This is a genomic window from Sphaerisporangium aureirubrum, from assembly GCF_042658925.1.
GTDB classification, from domain to species: domain Bacteria; phylum Actinomycetota; class Actinomycetes; order Streptosporangiales; family Streptosporangiaceae; genus Sphaerisporangium; species Sphaerisporangium aureirubrum.
In genome coordinates this window covers 46,110-61,313 of the sequence record NZ_JBHSRF010000037.1, presented here as the reverse complement: position 1 = coordinate 61,313, position 15,204 = coordinate 46,110, and the positions used below count along the sequence as shown (strand labels likewise).

Below are 15,204 nucleotides of genomic sequence, written 5' to 3'. Positions count from 1 at the left end.
ACACGGCGCACGTCCTGTGCGGGGCGGCCGCGGGTCAGAAGTGGTCCCATCCCGGCGGCAGCGCGTCCAGCTGGACGGCGCCGCCGCGCGCCGGCCCGTCCACCGCGCCGGCCAGGCCGATCCGGTTCAGCACCTCGCGCGCGTCGGCGCCGGGGCGGCGGACCGGCGCGCCCAGCCGGGGCGGGGTGCCGTGGACGGAGATGGCGATGCCGGGCATCACCACCTCGCCGACCTCCTCGGAGATCTGGCTGACGCTCAGCCCGCGGGACCTGGCCCACGGCTCGGTCATCAGCTCGCCGAGCGAGGTGACCCGGTGCGCGCCCGCGCCCGCGGCGACCAGCCGCGAGATCCAGCCGGACGTACCCGCCGCGCGGAAGGCGGCGGCCAGCGCCGCGGTGAGCATCTCGGGGTCGGTGTCCGCGTCCAGTCCGGCCAGCGCCTCGGTCAGGCCGGGGACCGCGCGCAGGGCGGGCAGTTGCCCGGCCGTCGCGCCGAGGTAGAACCAGCCGTCGGCGGCCTGGTAGAAGCGCTGCCACGGGCTCGGGCCGAGCGCGGCGGGGCCGAGCGCGGCGGGGCCGTGTGGCCCGTCCGGGCGCCGATCGGGAGGGCGGTCGGGGGCCGGGGCCTCGCCGGTGCGGTCGCGCCGGGCGGGGCGCACCGCGTACCTGGCCTGCTGGTGGAGGCCGGTCTGGGTCAGCGAGGCGTGGACGTGCTGTCCGGCCCCGGTGGTCTCCAGCCGGTAGAGGCCGAGCGCCGCCGCGAACGCCGCCAGGGTGCCGGTGCCGTAGTCCAGCACGTTGTACGGCCCGAAGACGGCCGGTGGCCCGTCGCCGCCCGTCCTGGCCATGATGCCGGTGGCCGCCTGGCCCTGGGTCTCGTATCCCCGGCGGCCCGACCACGGCCCGCCCACCCCGAAACAGCCGACCGAGACGTAGACGATGTCCGGGCGGCGGGCCCGTACGTGCTCGTAGCCGAGGCCGTAGCCGTCCGCGGTGGGGCCGGGGAAGTTGTGCGTGAGCACGTCGGCCTCGTCGATGAGCCGCCACAGGATCCGCCGGCCCTCCTCGGACTTCACGTCCAGCAGGACGGTGCGTTTGCCCCGGTTGACGAAGCCGTGCGCGCCGACCCGCCGGTGCGGCGCGTTGACCTTGACCACCTCGGCGCCGAACTCGGCCAGGATGCGCCCGGCGCTCGGCCCGGCCAGGATCTGGGTCAGGTCGACGACCTTCCGGCCCTGGTAGGGCAGGCCGCCGTCCCCGGGCCGGGCCGGCGGCGCGGCGGGGGCCGGTGCGGCGAGCTCGGCCAGGATCTCCGCGCGGTCCGCGTCGGGCAGGCCGCGGGGCCGTGCGGTCGTGGCGGGGGTGTCGGAGAGCCAGACCGCGGGGCCGGGCATGGCCGTCGGGCCGAGCAGCGGGTCCTCCAGCACGACCACCTCGCCGCCGGTGAGCGCGTGCTCGGTGTCCAGCCACTCCTCGGTGGTCCTCACCATGGCCAGCGGCACCCCGGCCGCGACGGCCAGCTCCTCCCACTCCTTCGCCGGGCGGGTCAGGAACAACGCGGTCAGCCGCTCCCCCAGCAGGACGCGCAGTTCCGGCTCGCGGTCCATCCGGGGGCGGTCGGTCAGGCCCTCGCCGGCCCACGCGGCCACCCCGGCCGCCTGCAGGAACCAGGTGAGGAAGCGGGTGGTGGCGCCGATCGGGTTGAACTGCACGTACCTGCCGTCGGCGCAGCGGTAGGTGCCGCTGCCGTTGGCGCTGATCGCGCGTTCCGGCTCCAGCCCGCGTGCCGTCGGGTAGGCGCCGCTGCCGCCGACGGCCTCGAACATCGCGTTGAACAGCGGCACCTCGACGCGGTCCCCACGGCCGGTGCGGTGCCGCGCGGTGAGCGCGGCCACCACCGCGAAGGCGCCGCAGAACGCCGCGAAGTTGGACGCCACCGGGATCGCGGAGTACGTCGGGCGGGTGGGGTCCCAGCCCTTGGGCACGTACCCGGCCCTGATCCGGCAGTTGCCGGTGGCCGCCGCGACGACGCCCTCCCAGCCGGGCACTCCGGCCCGCGGGTCGTCGGCGCCGAAGCCGGGCAGCGAGCAGTAGACCAGCCGTGGGGCGGTCGCGCGCAGCTCCGCCCAGCCGAGCCCGAGCCGGTCCATCACGCCGGGGCGGAAGTTCTCGATGAGCACGTCGGCCCGCCGGACCAGTTCCCGGGCGGTGGCCAGGCCGTCCGGGTCCTTCAGGTCGAGGGTGACGCGCCGTTTGTTCCGGTTGAAGAAGGCGTCGGCGTCGTCGGGGACGGTCCCCGGACGGTCGACGTGGACCACGTCGGCGCCCTGGTCGGCGAGCATCAGCGCGGCCAGCGGCCCCGCGACGTAGTGGCCGAAGTCGACGACCCGGACGCCGGTCAGCGCCCCGCCGGCCGGTCGGGGTTCGGTGTCGCTCATCGCACGGTCTCCTGGGGGTCGGACCGGAGTTCCGCCGGTGCGCCGTCGCGGGGCGGATCGGCGGGGGCGCCCGGCCTCACGGACGCACCGGCCGACGGGCCGGGACTCACGGATGCATCGGCTGAGGTGACAGGCTTCGCGGACGCGTCGGCCGGGGTGACGGACGTGCCCGGGGCCAGGGACGCACCGGCCGGGGCGGTGGTGTCCGCCGAGGTGCCGCCTGGCTGGTGGAGCAGGCAGGCCACCCGGTGCCCGTCGGCGACCTGGAGCAGCGGCGGGTCCTGCCGGGAGCACTCGGCCATCGCCACCGGGCAGCGGGTGTGAAACCGGCAGCCCGAGGGCGGGGCGGCCGGGTCGGGCAGGTCGCCCTGGAGCACGGTCCTGCGCCGGGCCCGCTGCGCGTGCGGGTCGGGCAGCGGCACCGCCGACAGCAGCGCCTTGGTGTAGGGGTGCAGGGGGGCCTCCGCGATCCGCGCGGCCGGGCCCTCCTCCACGATCCTGCCCAGGTACATCACCGCGATCCGGTGCGACAGGTGCCTGACGGTGGCGAAGTCGTGCGAGACCAGCACCATCGCCTGGCCGGTGTCCTCCTGGATGGACAGCAGCAGGTTGAGGATCTCCGACCGGGTGGACAGGTCCAGCGCGGAGGTCGGCTCGTCCGCCACCAGCACGCCGGGCGACAGCGCCAGGGCTCGCGCGATGCAGACCCGCTGCCGCTGCCCGCCGGACAGCTCGTCGGGGTAGCGGTCCACGAACGCCGGGTCCAGCGCCACCCGCGTCAGCAGGGCCGCCGCCCGGTCGCGCATCTCGCCCCGGCCGATCCGGCCGTGCACCAGCAGTGGCTCCGCCACGGCGTGGCCGACCGTCTTGGTCGGGTCGAGCGCGCCGTAGGGGTCCTGGAAGATGACCTGGAGGCGCGCGCGCATCTCCTTCAGCTCACGGCCCTTGGCCCGGCTGACGTCCTTGCCCTCCACCTCGACGGTGCCCCGGTCGGGGGTGAGCAGCCGCGCCATCAACCGGCCCACGGTGGTCTTGCCCGACCCGGACTCGCCGACGATGCCGAGGGTGGTCCCGGCCCGCACCTCCAGGTCCACCCCGTCCACGGCGCGGACGCTCTCCAGCGTCCGGCCGAACAGGCCGCGGCGCAGCGGGAACGACTTGGACAGGCCCTGAACCCGCAGGGCCACGTGATCCTCAGCCACCGAGGGCTCCCTTGAGCGTCAGGTCGCCGGAGGAGACGCGGCCGCACCGGGTGCGTCGGCCGTCGCCCAGCGGGGCGTCCACCTGGGGTTCCCGGCATCCGGGCTCCACGGCGTGCGCGCAGCGCGGCTCGAACCGGCACCCGGCGGGGAACCGCCCGGCGGACGGCACCCGGCCCGGGATCACCGCGAGCCGCGACCGGGCCTGCCCGACCTGCGGCACCGCGGACAGCAGTGCGCTGGAGTAGGGGTGCCGGGGGTCGTAGAACAGGCCGTCCACGGGGGTCCGCTCGGCGATGTGCCCGGCGTACATGACGACCACGTCGTCGCAGAAGTCGGCGACCACGCCGAGGTCGTGGGTGACGAGGAGGACGGCCAGGTCGAGGTCGCGTCGCAGGTCCCGCAGCAGGGCCAGGATCTCGGCCTGGATGGTGACGTCCAGCGCGGTGGTCGGCTCGTCGGCGATCACCAGTTTCGGTTCGCAGGCGATGGCCGCCGCGATCATGACGCGCTGCTGCATGCCGCCGCTCATCTCGTGCGGGTAGGAGCCGATCCGCCGGGCGGCGTTGGGGATGCCGACCCGTTCCAGCAGCTCGCGGGCCTTGCCCAGCGCGACCCGGCGCCGTTCGCCGAGGTGCAGCCGCCGCGCCTCGGCGATCTGGTCGCCGACCGTCATCGTCGGGTTGAGGCTGCTCATCGGCTCCTGGAAGACCATGCCGACGGGCCCGCCGCGGATCCGGCGCAGCCGCCGGGGGGTGCACCGGAGCAGGTCGACGCCGTCGAACCACACCGATCCGGCCGAGACCCGGACGGTGGGGGGCAGCAGGCCCAGGATGGACATCGAGGTCAGCGTCTTGCCGCAGCCGGACTCGCCGATCAGCGCGGTGGACCGGCCCTCGCGCACCTGGAAGGTGACGTCCTCCACCAGGCCGCGCTGGACCGCGCCGCCCGGCAGGTCGATGGTGAGCCCTTCCACCGACAGCAGCGGCCGGTCTCCGGCGTCGTCCGCGGCGTCGCCCGTGTCGTGCCGTCCCTGGGTCATACGCCTCTCCTGAGTCCGACCGCGTCGCGGATCGCGTCACCGATGGTGTTGAAGGCCAGCACCGTGAAGACCATCGCGATCCCGGGGGGTACCACCGAGTAGGGCGCGTCGAATTGGTTGGTGTAGGCGGCCTTCAGCATCGAGCCCCAGCTGGCGCTGGGTGGCTGCACGCCGAGCCCGATGAAGCTCAGGCTCGCCTCGGCCAGCAGCGCCACGCCCATCAGGATGGTCACCTGGACCAGCAGCGGGGCGGCGATGTTGGGGAGGATGTGCACCCACAGGGTCCGCCGGGTGGGCGAGCCGATCGCCACCGCGGAGTGGACGAAGGTCTCCTCGGCCACCGCCAGGGTGGCGCCGCGCACCACCCGGAACAGGCCCGGCGCGAAGATGATGCCGATCGCCACCATCGCGTTGACCAGGCCGGGGCCGAGCACCGCCACGATGGCCAGCGCGCCGACCAGCGCGGGCAGGCTGAGGATGGTGTCGGCCAGCCGTCCGGCGACGGCGTCCACGACGCCCCGGCGCAGCCCGGCCCACAGCCCGAGCGGCAGGCCGATGACCAGCGCGACGCCCACCGAGATGAGCGGCGCGGCCAGGGCGATCCTGGACGCCTGGATGATGCGGCTGGCCACGTCCCGGCCGAACTCGTCGGTGCCGAGCAGGTGGGACCAGCTCAGCCCGGCGAATCTCTGGCCGAGGTTCTGCGCGTCCGGGTCGTGCGGGTAGATCAGCGGGGCGGCGACGGCGAGGAGGACCAGCAGGGCCACGAACCCGACGGCGATCGCGCTGGACGGGCGGCGCAGTACGGTCCGGACGATCCTGGCGGCCTGGGAGCTTCCGCGGATCTGTGAGCTTCGGATGGTCTGTGGGCTTCTGGTGGCGGTTGTCATGCCGTGCGCACCTTCGGATTGATCCAGCCGTAGGCCAGGTCCACGACGAGGTTGATGAGGACGACGACGACTGCGCTGAGCAGCACGTACGCCTGGATCACCGGGTAGTTCCGCTGGAACACCGAGTTGATGGCCAGGGTGCCGAGGCCGGAGATGCCGAACACGGCCTCGATCACGATCACGCCGCCGAGCATCCGCCCGGCCTGCAGGCCGAGCACCGTCACCACCGGGATGGCGGCGTTGCGCAGGATGTGCCGCCGGACCAGCCAGGCGCCGGACGCTCCCCTGGCCCGCGCGGTGCGCACGTACGGCCTGGTGAGCACGTCGGCCACGCACCCGCGGGTGTGCCGGGCCAGTTCCGCCGCGGTGGCCAGCCCGAGGGCCGTCGAGGGGAGGATGACGTGCGACAGCCAGGTGCCGAAGCCCTCCCCCATCTCCACGTACCCGGTGGCCGGTAACCAGTTGTTGGTGAGCGAGAAGAAGGACACCAGCACCATCGCCAGCCAGAAGCTCGGCATCGCGATGCCGAGGGTGGCCAGGGTGGAGACGGCGCGGTCCAGACGGCTGCCCTGCGTCAGGCCCGCCACGGTGCCGGCCGTCACCCCGATCAGCACCGCGACGACGATGGCCAGGATGGCGATGACCAGGGTCGCCGGGGCCGCCTCCGAGATCGACGTGACCACCGACTTGTCGGAGAACAAGGAGTGGCCGAGGTCGCCGCGGACCACGCCGGACAGCCACGTGAAGTACTGCTCCAGGACGGGCCGGTCCAGCCCGAGTTCGGTGCGGATGCGTTGCACGTCGGCGACGGTGGCGTTCTCGCCCGCGATCACCTCGGCCGGGTCTCCGGGAATGAGGTACACGAGCAGGAAGGTGAGGACGGACACCAGCCACAGCACCAACAGGCCGCCACCGAGCCGACGAATGATCATGCGAGTGCTCATCGTCACCTCCGTTCAGCGCCGCGCAGGGGCGGAAACCACCCTTGGCGGCGCGATTTCCGCCGCCACCGACGCTCAAGCCCTCCACTCGTCTTGTCCGATAGTTGGACAAAACGTTTGATATTTGTTAAGTATGCTGCCCTGTGGGCTACTTGCCGTCAAGGGATACGGGCGTGTGAATCCGCAATGTCCGGACTGTTACAAACCCCCGGGCGAGGTCGAAGGCGGGTCGGAGTCGGACGCGGCGGGCCCGGGACACGACACGGGCCGGATCACGGTGGACGGCGGGTGACGGCGTCACCCTCGCCGGTCACCTGCGTGAGCGACGGCGGGGAGACGGGGGCCAGACCCACGTATAGCCGACCCCCCGCGGCCGGCACTTTGGGTTCCGGCACAATATGGCCGGTCGCTCTTTGGTGCCGAGCATATGGAAACCTCACCCCTCATCCCTAGGATGCGCAGATGGCCGTACCTCCCACATCCGCCGGCCTGTCCCCCGTCACCAGCGAGTTCGGCGACATCAGCCAGGAGAACCGCACGCTCCGCGACCTGGTGGAGATCTACCGGCACCTGTCCGGCCTGGCCCTGCAGGACGCCGACATCGGCGCCGTCGCCCAGCTCATCGCCCGCCGGACCTCGGTGACCGTCGCGGTCATCAGCCAGAAGATGGGCATCCTGGCCGCCGCCGCACCCGGCGAGAGCTACGAGAACTCCGTGCGGTACGTGCACGACCACCTCATCCACCCCCGGCTCGCGCACATGGTGGCGATGGCCGGCAAGACCCGGCGCGCGCTGCGCCTGCCCGACCCCGCCCGCGGCCGGGCCCGCGTCGTCGCTCCCATCCTGGTCGGCGACACCGTCCCCGCGTACCTCGTCTCCCTGGTCGCGGACGCGCCCGAGCAGGGCGAGGACATCCACCTGATGATCGCCGAGCACGCCGCGACCATCTGCGGGGTCGTCCTGGCCCGCGAGCGGGTCATCTCCACGGCGGGAAGCCAGGTGCGCGACGACCTCGTCGAGGGCCTGCTGTCCGGCTCCGGGCGGGACAACGACGAGGTGGTGCGCTGGGCGCAGCACCTCGGCTTCGACAGCGAGCGGGAGCACCGCGTGCTGTCCATCGCCATCGAGGCGCCGCCGGGCGACACCGAGCGGAGCGCGCTGGTCGCCGAACGCGCGGCCGGCGCGACCGCGCGGATGTTCGTCGCCCAGTCACCCGACGCGATCACCGCGATCCGGGGCCGGGAGGTGGTCGTCCTGCTGGCCGAGCCGTCCACGCCCGGAGCCGGCACCCGGGCCGGTCAGCTCGGCGCGCTCTGCGTGCAGCGGCTCGGCGCGCTCTTCCCCGACGTCGGGGTCTGCATCGGCGTCGGCGGCACGTTCCACGAGCCCGCCCACATCGCCCGCTCCTACGAGGAGGCGCGGCGCACCAACGAGGCGATCCGGCGGCTCGGGCGGCGGGGCGCGGTGGTCGCGTTCGACACCCTCGGCATCAGCCGCCTGCTGCTCCAGGTGCCCGACCCCGAGTCGCTGCGCGAGTTCGCCACCGACGTCCTCGGCGAGGTGCTGCGGCACGAGCAGGAGTACAACTCCAAGTTCGTCGCGACGCTCAAGTGCTACTTCCAGGAGAACGACAGCCCGCGGCGCGCCGCGGAGCTGCTGCACGTGCACCCCAACACGGTCACCTACCGGGTCCGGCGGGTCGAGGAGATCACCGGCCTGAACCTGGACGACTACCGGGACCGGCTGGCCGTGCAGGTCGCCCTGGAGATCCTGGAGACCCTCGGCGAGGCGGGGCTGTGACTCAGCGTCCGGGCCGGCGCGCGGTGACCACGGCCGCAGCCGAGTAGACGATGCCCTCCGCCCGGGAGGAGTCGATGTACCGGGGGATCCAGTTCTCCTCGTCGTCGATCAGGCTCGCGCCCCAGCCGTAGCAGACGTCGAAACCCGTCGAGGCGCGCACCCGGAACAGCAGCATGTTGTCCGAGAGGCGGCGCCCGGGGCTGACGAAGGCGTCCATCTCACGCTCCGCGAGGTCCCAGGCGATCTCGACCTCCTCCAGGGTGGCCGTCTCGATCATCAGGTGTTCCAGCCGGAGCTCGTCGCCGCCCTCCAGCAGGGCGATGCTGTGGTGGCGGGGGTTGCAGCGCAGGAACCACATCTCGCCGTGGGGGCGCCCCAGGTTGATGGCGTCGGAGACCTTCATCCCCATCACGTCGCGGTAGAAGTCCAGCCCTCGTTGCAGGTCGGGCACGCGGAGCGCGACGAAGCCCAGCCCGAGGCCGCCGGTGACCGCCCGCGAGGTGGGGCGCTGTCCCCGGTAGGAGCCCGGCACCTCCCGCTGGCCGGTGAACAGCTCGTGCCGCAGGCCGAAGGGGTCGGTGAAGGAGACGAGCCGCCGCACCGCGCGCTCGGCGCAGAGCCGCTCGGTGCCCTGCTCCACCGCGTACCCGGCCGCCGCCACACGGGCCGCCTCCTCCGCCAGCGCGGCCTCGTCGCCCAGGTCCCAGCCGAGGTAGAGCAGCCGGTCCGGCCCGCCGGGGTGCACCGCCAGCCGGTACGCGCGGTCGCACCAGCGCACCCGGACCGTGCCGCCGGGGAGCCGGTCCGCCTCGAAACCGAAGACCTTCGGGCCGAAATCCAGCCAGTCCGGTGCCGACGCGGACTGCGCGCCGACATATCCGAGACTCCGCATACCGCTTCCCCTCGTGCCTGCGGCGCACTTGTGCGCCGCCACAAGAGTACGCGGCCCCGTTCCACGGGACGGGGCGGGACGAACCGGGCACCGGGCCCGGTGCGCACGGTGGTGCCGGCGAGCACCGGCTTCTCCGGTTCTCTGCGCGGCCGGCCCGCCGGCTCGTTCTCCACGCGAGCGGCCCCCGGTTCGTTCTCTACGCGGCCGGGCCCGCCGGTTCGCGGGGCGCGTGGCCGAGTGCCGCGCGCAGCACCGGCTCGATGCCGGCGGACGCCGCCGTGCCGTGCGCCGCGGCCAGCCGCGCGAGGTCCGCCTCGGCGTCGATGCCCCATCCCTGGGCGCCGTCGACCTCCAGCACCAGGGTGGCGATCAGCGTGCCGAGCTGGGCGGCCCGCACCGGCTCCAGGCCGCCGCCCACCCCGGCCAGGAACCCGGCCCGGAAGCCGTCGCCCACGCCGGTCGGGTCCACCACGCTCGTGGCCGGCACCGCCCCGACGTGCGACTCGATGCCGTCCGGGCCGGCGACGAGGACGCCCTTGTCGCCCAGGGTGGTGATCCGCAGGCCCACCCGGCGGGTGATCTCGGCGGCGTCCCAGCCGGTCTTGCGCAGCAGCAGCTCGAACTCGTACTCGTTGCAGAACAGGTACCGGGCGCCGTCCACCAGCTCGCGGCACTCGTCGCCGGACAGGCGGGGCAGCTGCTGGGAGGGGTCGGCCGCGAACGCCACGCCGAGCCTTCTGGCGGTCCTCGTGTGCCCGACCATCGCGGCCGGGTCGGTGGCGCCCACCAGCACCAGCTCGATCCCGCGCCGGGCCACGATCGGCGCCAGGTCGATGTTCCTGGTCTCGGTCATCGCGCCCGGGTAGAAGGACGCGAGCTGACACTGGTCGTCGTCGGTGGTGCAGGTGAACCGGGGGGTGTGCGCCCGGTCCACCACCCGTACCTCGCCGCACTCCACCCCGTGCGCCGAAAGGGCCGCCCGGTACTCGGCGAAGTCGGCGCCGACGGATCCCACCAGCACCGGCCGCTGGCCGAGCACGCCCATGCCGAAAGCGATGTTGGCGCCGACCCCGCCGCGGTACACGACGAGCCCGTCCACCAGGAAGCTGAGTGACAGCCGGTCCAGCCGGTCGGCCACGATGTGGTCGGCGAAGCGGCCGGGGAAATGCATCAGGTGGTCGGTCGCGATCGATCCGATCACCGCGGTTGCGCCGACGCGCACGGCTCCTCCTGGAGGCTTGGTTCAGAAGACGATCGTGGTGCGGCCGTTCACCAGCACGCGGTCCTCGCAGTGCCAGGCGACGGCGCGGGCGAGCACGGTCCGTTCCAGGTCGGCGCCGCGGCGGCGCAGCCGCAGGACGTCGTCGCGGTGCGAGACCCGGGCCACGTCCTGCTCGATGATCGGGCCCTCGTCCAGTTCCTCGGTGGCGTAGTGGGCGGTGGCGCCGATGAGCTTCACGCCGCGTTCCCTGGCCCGCTCGTACGGCCCGGCCCCGGCGAACGCCGGCAGGAAGGAGTGGTGGATGTTGATCACCGGGACCCCCGCCCCGGCCAGGAAGTCACCGGAGAGCACCTGCATGTACCGGGCCAGCACGATCAGGTCGACCCGGCCGCGGAGCAGGTCCAGCTGGCGCCGCTCGGCCTCCGGTCTGGTCTGCCTGGTCACCGGGATGTGCGCGTACGGCACCCCGAAGCGCGCCACGTCGCCGGCCAGGTCCGGATGGTTGGACACCACCTGGACCACGTCGACGGGCAGCTCGCCCCGGCGGGTCCGCCACAGCAGGTCGAGCAGGCAGTGGTCGTGCCGCGACACCAGCAGTGCCACCCGGGCCGGCGTCCCGGCGTCCCGGAAGCGGTAGCTGGCGCCGAACCGCGGCGCTATCTCCTCGCCGAAGCCGCGCTCCAGGGCGGGCAGCCGGTCCCGCAGGCCGGGCAGGTGGAACACGACGCGCAGGAAGAACCTGCCTCCCGCCGCGCCGGTGGACTCCTGGTCGGACTGCACGATGTTGGCGCCGCGCCGGTAGAGGAACGACGAGACGCCGGAGATGATGCCGGGCCGGTCGGTGCACGAGACTACCAGCCGGCCGATGTCGCCGGCGTGTTCGTCCACCGGGGGCGCGGGCGCCGGGCGGAGCTCCGTCCTCGTCATGGCTCAGCTCGCCACGGCGGACAGGCCGGCGGCCTTGCGCAGCTGCTCGGCACGGTCGGTGCGCTCCCAGGGCAGGTCCAGGTCGGTCCGCCCGAAGTGCCCGTAGGCGGAGGTCGGCGAGTAGATGGGGCGGTGCAGCCCGAGCTGCTCGCGGAAGGCGGCCGGGCGCAGGTCGAAGTGCTCGGCGACCAGCCGGTGGATCAGGGACCTGGCGACCCGCTCGGTGCCGAAGGTCTCGATCATCACCGAGACCGGCCTGGCCACCCCGATGGCGTACGCCACCTGGACCTCGGCGCGGGCGGCCAGCCCGGCGGCCACCACGTTCACGGCGACGTACCGGGCGGCGTAAGCGGCCGACCGGTCCACCTTCGTCGGGTCCTTGCCGGAGAACGCGCCGCCGCCGTGCCGGGCGAACCCGCCGTAGGTGTCCACGATGATCTTGCGGCCGGTCAGCCCGGCGTCGCCCACCGGGCCGCCGATCACGAACCGGCCCGTCGGGTTGACCAGCAGGCTCTCCCGCAGCTCATCGGCGTCGTAGAGGTCGCCGGGCAGCGCGGGGACGACCACGTGCCGCCACAGGTCCTCGCGGATCCGCTCGCCGGAGACGTCCTCGGCGTGCTGGGTGGAGATCAGCACCCGTTCCACGGCCACCGGGACGCCGTCCCGGTAGCGGACAGAGACCTGGGTCTTGCCGTCCGGGCGCAGGTAGGCGAGGGTGCCGTCCTTGCGCACCTCGGCCAGGCGGCGCGACAGCCGGTGCGCCAGCGCGATCGGCGCCGGCATCAGCTCGGGCGTCTCGTCGGTGGCGTACCCGAACATCATGCCCTGGTCGCCGGCGCCCGCCCGGTCGTAGTCGTCGCCCGGCAGGTCGCCGCGGTGGTCCACGCCCCGCGCGATGTCGGGGGACTGCTTGTCCAGTGCGACCAGCACCGCGCAGGTGTGCCCGTCGAAGCCGTACGCGCCGTCGTCGTAGCCGATGCGGTTGACGGTGTCGCGGACGATCCGGGAGTAGTCGAGCTGGACGGGGGTGGTGATCTCCCCGGCCAGCACCACCATGCCGGTGGTGATGAGCGTCTCGCAGGCCACCCGGGCGTGGGGGTCGCCGGTCAGCGCCGCGTCGAGCACCGCGTCCGAGATCGCGTCCGCGATCTTGTCCGGGTGCCCTTCCGTCACCGACTCTGAGGTGAACACGTACTCGTCGACGTCGGTCGGGGTCATGACTCGGACTCCTCGCGCGGGGATCTGGACGGTTGTGCTGTGGGTGCTCCGCCGACGGTGATCGGCGGCGCGGTTCCGGTCAGCTCGGACCGGACCAGGGCCGTGCCCGCCACCATGGCCGCGAGCTTGGCCCGTGCCGTGGCGCCGGTCAGGTTGCGCAGCCCGCAGTCGGGGTTGACGAACAACCGATCGGCCGGGACGAGGTCGAGCGCGCCGCGGACCCTGGCCGCGACCAGTGCCGGGCTCTCCACCTCGGCGGACTTGACGTCGATGACGCCGAGCCCGACCGCGCGGTCCCAGCCGAACTTGCCGATCGCCGGCAGGTCGGCGTAGCCCTTGCGGGCGAACTCCAGCACCAGCTGGTCGACTCTCGCGTCCAGCACGGCGGGGAACAGGAAGTCGTAATGGCCCTCCCAGGAGGGCCGGGCGTGACGGTTGCCGTAGCAGACGTGCAGCGCCCAGGCGACGTCCACGCCCTCGGTGACGACGTTGACCGCCTCCACCGCGGTGCGGACCTGGTCCGGGTACCCGGCCAGGAACGGCTCGTCGATCTGGAGGAGCCGGGCGCCGCGCCCGGCCAGCGCGCGGGCCTCGGCGTTGAGCGTCCGGGCGATCGCCAGCACCAGCTCGCGCGAGTCGGGGTACGCCTCGTTCCTGACCCTGCGGGAGAGCGAGAACGGGCCGGTGAAGGAGAACTTCACCGGGTGCGCGGTCTGCCCGGTGGTGAAGGCGAAGTCGTCGGCCAGCCCGAGCGGCCCGCCGTCCCGCTCCGGCGCGGGCAGCGGCGCGGTGACCGCGGCCTCGTAGTAGTCGTAGTAGAAGTCCTTGGAGGTGCGCGGGATGTCGACGCCGGGCATCCGGCCGAGGAAGTGGTCGATGTCGTTGTCGCGGCGCAGCTCGCCGTCGGACACGATGTCGATGCCGGCCAGTTCCTGGTCGCGCAGGGCCGCCTTGATCGCGGTCTCGTGCAGGTCGAGCAGGTGCGCGTGGCTCATCCGGCCGCGGTAGTAGTCGGTCTTCAGCCGCTCCATCCACTCCGGCACCGGGTGGCTGCCCACCACGGTGGTGGGCAGCGGCGGCAGCCGTCCCAGCAGCTCGGCCTGCTCCGCCGCGCCCATCAGTCCCGCACCTGCGCCGTCATCGTGACGATGTTTCCGGCGCCGCGGTGCGCGAACGGCGCGCAGTGCACGTCGAAGCCGTCGCGCCTGCCCACGTGCGCGAGCAGCGGGCCGTTCAGCCAGTTGACGACGGATCCCTCGTACTTCCCCGGGCCGCGGAAGTCGCTGCGGTAGGCGTGCACGTCGGTGACGAACAGGTCGTGGCACACCAGCCGGCCGTAGGGGTGCAGCAGCCGCAGGCTGTCCACGAAGCTGGCCAGGGCGCCGTTGTTGACGTGCATCCGGATGTCGGCGCCGGACTCCAGCAACGGGCGCAGCGCCTCGCCGCTCACTGAGGGCGCGAGCCGGTAGAGGTCCAGGCCCGCCAGCGGGACGTAGCGCTCCTCCAGCTTCAGCGCGTCCCACACCTCCCGCCAGAACACGACCGCCGCGTCCACGTCGGCGAACCTGTCGGGTGCGGCCTCGGCCAGCAGCGCGGGCCCGAGCCGGAGCAGCCTGCCCACCAGGGCGGGCAGCTCGGCCGCGGTGGTCCCCAGCGGCCCGGCCAGCACGGCGGCCGTCGCCGCGTCCAGGTAGGCCCGGGTCTCCACCCGGTAGGTGCGCCCGCCCAGCTGCGCCACCTCGTCGGTGGGCAGGTTGTCGTAGACGTTGGAGATGTACACCAGGAAGACCTTGTACTTGAGGAAGCCCAGCGAGGTGCACGGCGAGACCGCGTCCAGCGCGAACGAGCTGATGTGCGGCAGGTGCTCGGCGACCGCCTCCCTGGCCAGGTCGAGCACGTGCTGGGAGTAGTCGCACATCATGTAGTGCAGCCGCCGGTAGTAGTCGCGGCCGTGCGTCAGGTCCAGGGCGCGGAACTCGTCCAGGAAGACCTTCGCCTGGCCGCCGTTGCCCACCCCGAGCTCGACGACGTACAGCTCCTCGGGGAGGGCACCGGCGGCGGCGAGCCCGTCCCAGACCTCGAACAACCCGCTGATCAGGTCCCGCGCGGCGTCCCGGTTGCGGGCGTCGCTCACCCCGCCGGGCAGCGCCTGCTCGTATCCCCGGCCGGTGGACTTCTCCCACAGGTCCAGGTCCTTCCAGTAGCGCGCGTTGAAGTCCCAGATGCAGCCGCGGCTGCCCGGCCCCCAGTCCTCCAGCGGCACCCGGGCACCCTCCGCCCGGTCCCGCAGCACCGCCCCGGTCAGCTCCCGCAGCGGTGCCCCCGCGGTGCGCCGCAGGTCGACGGCCACCTCCAGGGCGTCGTCACGGGTGCCGAGCGGGACCACCACCGGGTCGCCGCCGGGCTGCCGCCCGGGGCGGGACAGGATGCGCCGCACGTCCACCACCTCGCGGAAGTTCGACTTGTACTGCACCCAGTCGCAGACCAGGCGGACCTTGCCGAGGTCCTCGGCACCCTCCTCCAGGGCCTCCACCACGGCGGCGAGCGAGGTCAGGAATTCCAGTGGTTTGCCGTTGAGTCGTGAATGCGGCCGCAGGTCCACGAGCATGACCGATGCCTCCCAGTGGGTAGTGACG

At 73.4% G+C, this 15,204-nt stretch carries 12 protein-coding genes; 1 reads left to right on the top strand and 11 read right to left on the bottom strand.

Translation table 11 applies throughout. The annotated features are described in order from the left end of the window. Positions 1-34: 34 nt before the first annotated feature. Genes ACFP1K_RS23355 through ACFP1K_RS23335 form a run of 5 tightly spaced genes read right to left on the bottom strand, consistent with a single transcriptional unit; the run spans position 35 to position 6,512 of the window. On the bottom strand, positions 35-2,437 hold the full coding sequence (locus ACFP1K_RS23355) for a CaiB/BaiF CoA-transferase family protein (RefSeq protein ID WP_380756821.1): 2,403 nt from the start codon (positions 2,435-2,437) through the stop codon (positions 35-37). After that, positions 2,434-3,639, bottom strand: coding sequence for an ABC transporter ATP-binding protein (locus tag ACFP1K_RS23350; RefSeq protein ID WP_380756819.1), 1,206 nt, complete (start codon positions 3,637-3,639; stop codon positions 2,434-2,436). The genes ACFP1K_RS23355 and ACFP1K_RS23350 overlap by 4 nt, the downstream gene beginning before the upstream one ends. After that, the gene (locus tag ACFP1K_RS23345) at positions 3,632-4,678 is read right to left on the bottom strand and encodes an ABC transporter ATP-binding protein (RefSeq protein WP_380756818.1); all 1,047 of its coding nucleotides are present in this window, start codon (positions 4,676-4,678) and stop codon (positions 3,632-3,634) included. The genes ACFP1K_RS23350 and ACFP1K_RS23345 overlap by 8 nt, the downstream gene beginning before the upstream one ends. Continuing rightward, positions 4,675-5,568, bottom strand: coding sequence for an ABC transporter permease (locus tag ACFP1K_RS23340; RefSeq protein ID WP_380756816.1), 894 nt, complete (start codon positions 5,566-5,568; stop codon positions 4,675-4,677). Before ACFP1K_RS23340 ends, ACFP1K_RS23345 begins: the two co-directional genes overlap by 4 nt. After that, positions 5,565-6,512 (bottom strand): ABC transporter permease, encoded by a 948-nt coding sequence (locus ACFP1K_RS23335; protein WP_380756814.1) that lies wholly within the window; start codon positions 6,510-6,512, stop codon positions 5,565-5,567. The genes ACFP1K_RS23340 and ACFP1K_RS23335 overlap by 4 nt, the downstream gene beginning before the upstream one ends. A gap of 459 nt (positions 6,513-6,971) precedes the next feature. On the opposite strand from ACFP1K_RS23335, the gene ACFP1K_RS23330 reads away from it, so the two are divergent. Continuing rightward, on the top strand, positions 6,972-8,309 hold the full coding sequence (locus ACFP1K_RS23330) for a PucR family transcriptional regulator (RefSeq protein WP_380756812.1): 1,338 nt from the start codon (positions 6,972-6,974) through the stop codon (positions 8,307-8,309). A 1-nt stretch (position 8,310) separates the two neighbouring features. Here ACFP1K_RS23330 and ACFP1K_RS23325 read toward each other — a convergent pair whose 3' ends face one another. From ACFP1K_RS23325 to ACFP1K_RS23300, 6 genes are all read right to left on the bottom strand, one after another. Next, positions 8,311-9,201: a VOC family protein gene (locus tag ACFP1K_RS23325; RefSeq protein WP_380756810.1), complete on the bottom strand. Its 891-nt coding sequence runs from the start codon at positions 9,199-9,201 to the stop codon at positions 8,311-8,313. Positions 9,202-9,397: 196 nt separating this feature from the next. After that, entirely contained in the window at positions 9,398-10,372 is a 975-nt protein-coding gene (locus ACFP1K_RS23320; RefSeq protein ID WP_380756859.1) for a carbohydrate kinase family protein, read from the bottom strand. A 72-nt stretch (positions 10,373-10,444) separates the two neighbouring features. Continuing rightward, positions 10,445-11,350: a formyltetrahydrofolate deformylase gene (gene purU, locus ACFP1K_RS23315; protein ID WP_380756807.1), complete on the bottom strand. Its 906-nt coding sequence runs from the start codon at positions 11,348-11,350 to the stop codon at positions 10,445-10,447. A 3-nt stretch (positions 11,351-11,353) separates the two neighbouring features. Further along, positions 11,354-12,568, bottom strand: a complete 1,215-nt coding sequence (gene metK / locus ACFP1K_RS23310; RefSeq protein WP_380756805.1) for a methionine adenosyltransferase — start codon at positions 12,566-12,568, stop codon at positions 11,354-11,356. Then, positions 12,565-13,686, bottom strand: a complete 1,122-nt coding sequence (locus ACFP1K_RS23305; protein WP_380756803.1) for a hypothetical protein — start codon at positions 13,684-13,686, stop codon at positions 12,565-12,567. Before ACFP1K_RS23305 ends, metK begins: the two co-directional genes overlap by 4 nt. Next, on the bottom strand, positions 13,686-15,176 hold the full coding sequence (locus ACFP1K_RS23300; protein ID WP_380756801.1) for a hypothetical protein: 1,491 nt from the start codon (positions 15,174-15,176) through the stop codon (positions 13,686-13,688). Before ACFP1K_RS23300 ends, ACFP1K_RS23305 begins: the two co-directional genes overlap by 1 nt. Positions 15,177-15,204 lie beyond the last annotated feature (28 nt).

Coding starts and splice junctions, on each gene's coding strand:
- ACFP1K_RS23355 (WP_380756821.1), bottom strand. CDS start 2,437: ATGAGCGACACCGAACCCCGACCGGCCGGCGGGGCGCTGACCGGCGTC.
- ACFP1K_RS23345 (WP_380756818.1), bottom strand. CDS start 4,678: ATGACCCAGGGACGGCACGACACGGGCGACGCCGCGGACGACGCCGGA.
- ACFP1K_RS23340 (WP_380756816.1), bottom strand. CDS start 5,568: ATGACAACCGCCACCAGAAGCCCACAGACCATCCGAAGCTCACAGATC.
- ACFP1K_RS23335 (WP_380756814.1), bottom strand. CDS start 6,512: ATGAGCACTCGCATGATCATTCGTCGGCTCGGTGGCGGCCTGTTGGTG.
- ACFP1K_RS23330 (WP_380756812.1), top strand. CDS start 6,972: ATGGCCGTACCTCCCACATCCGCCGGCCTGTCCCCCGTCACCAGCGAG.
- ACFP1K_RS23325 (WP_380756810.1), bottom strand. CDS start 9,201: ATGCGGAGTCTCGGATATGTCGGCGCGCAGTCCGCGTCGGCACCGGAC.
- ACFP1K_RS23320 (WP_380756859.1), bottom strand. CDS start 10,372: ATGCATTTCCCCGGCCGCTTCGCCGACCACATCGTGGCCGACCGGCTG.
- purU (WP_380756807.1), bottom strand. CDS start 11,350: ATGACGAGGACGGAGCTCCGCCCGGCGCCCGCGCCCCCGGTGGACGAA.
- metK (WP_380756805.1), bottom strand. CDS start 12,568: ATGACCCCGACCGACGTCGACGAGTACGTGTTCACCTCAGAGTCGGTG.
- ACFP1K_RS23305 (WP_380756803.1), bottom strand. CDS start 13,686: ATGGGCGCGGCGGAGCAGGCCGAGCTGCTGGGACGGCTGCCGCCGCTG.
- ACFP1K_RS23300 (WP_380756801.1), bottom strand. CDS start 15,176: ATGCTCGTGGACCTGCGGCCGCATTCACGACTCAACGGCAAACCACTG.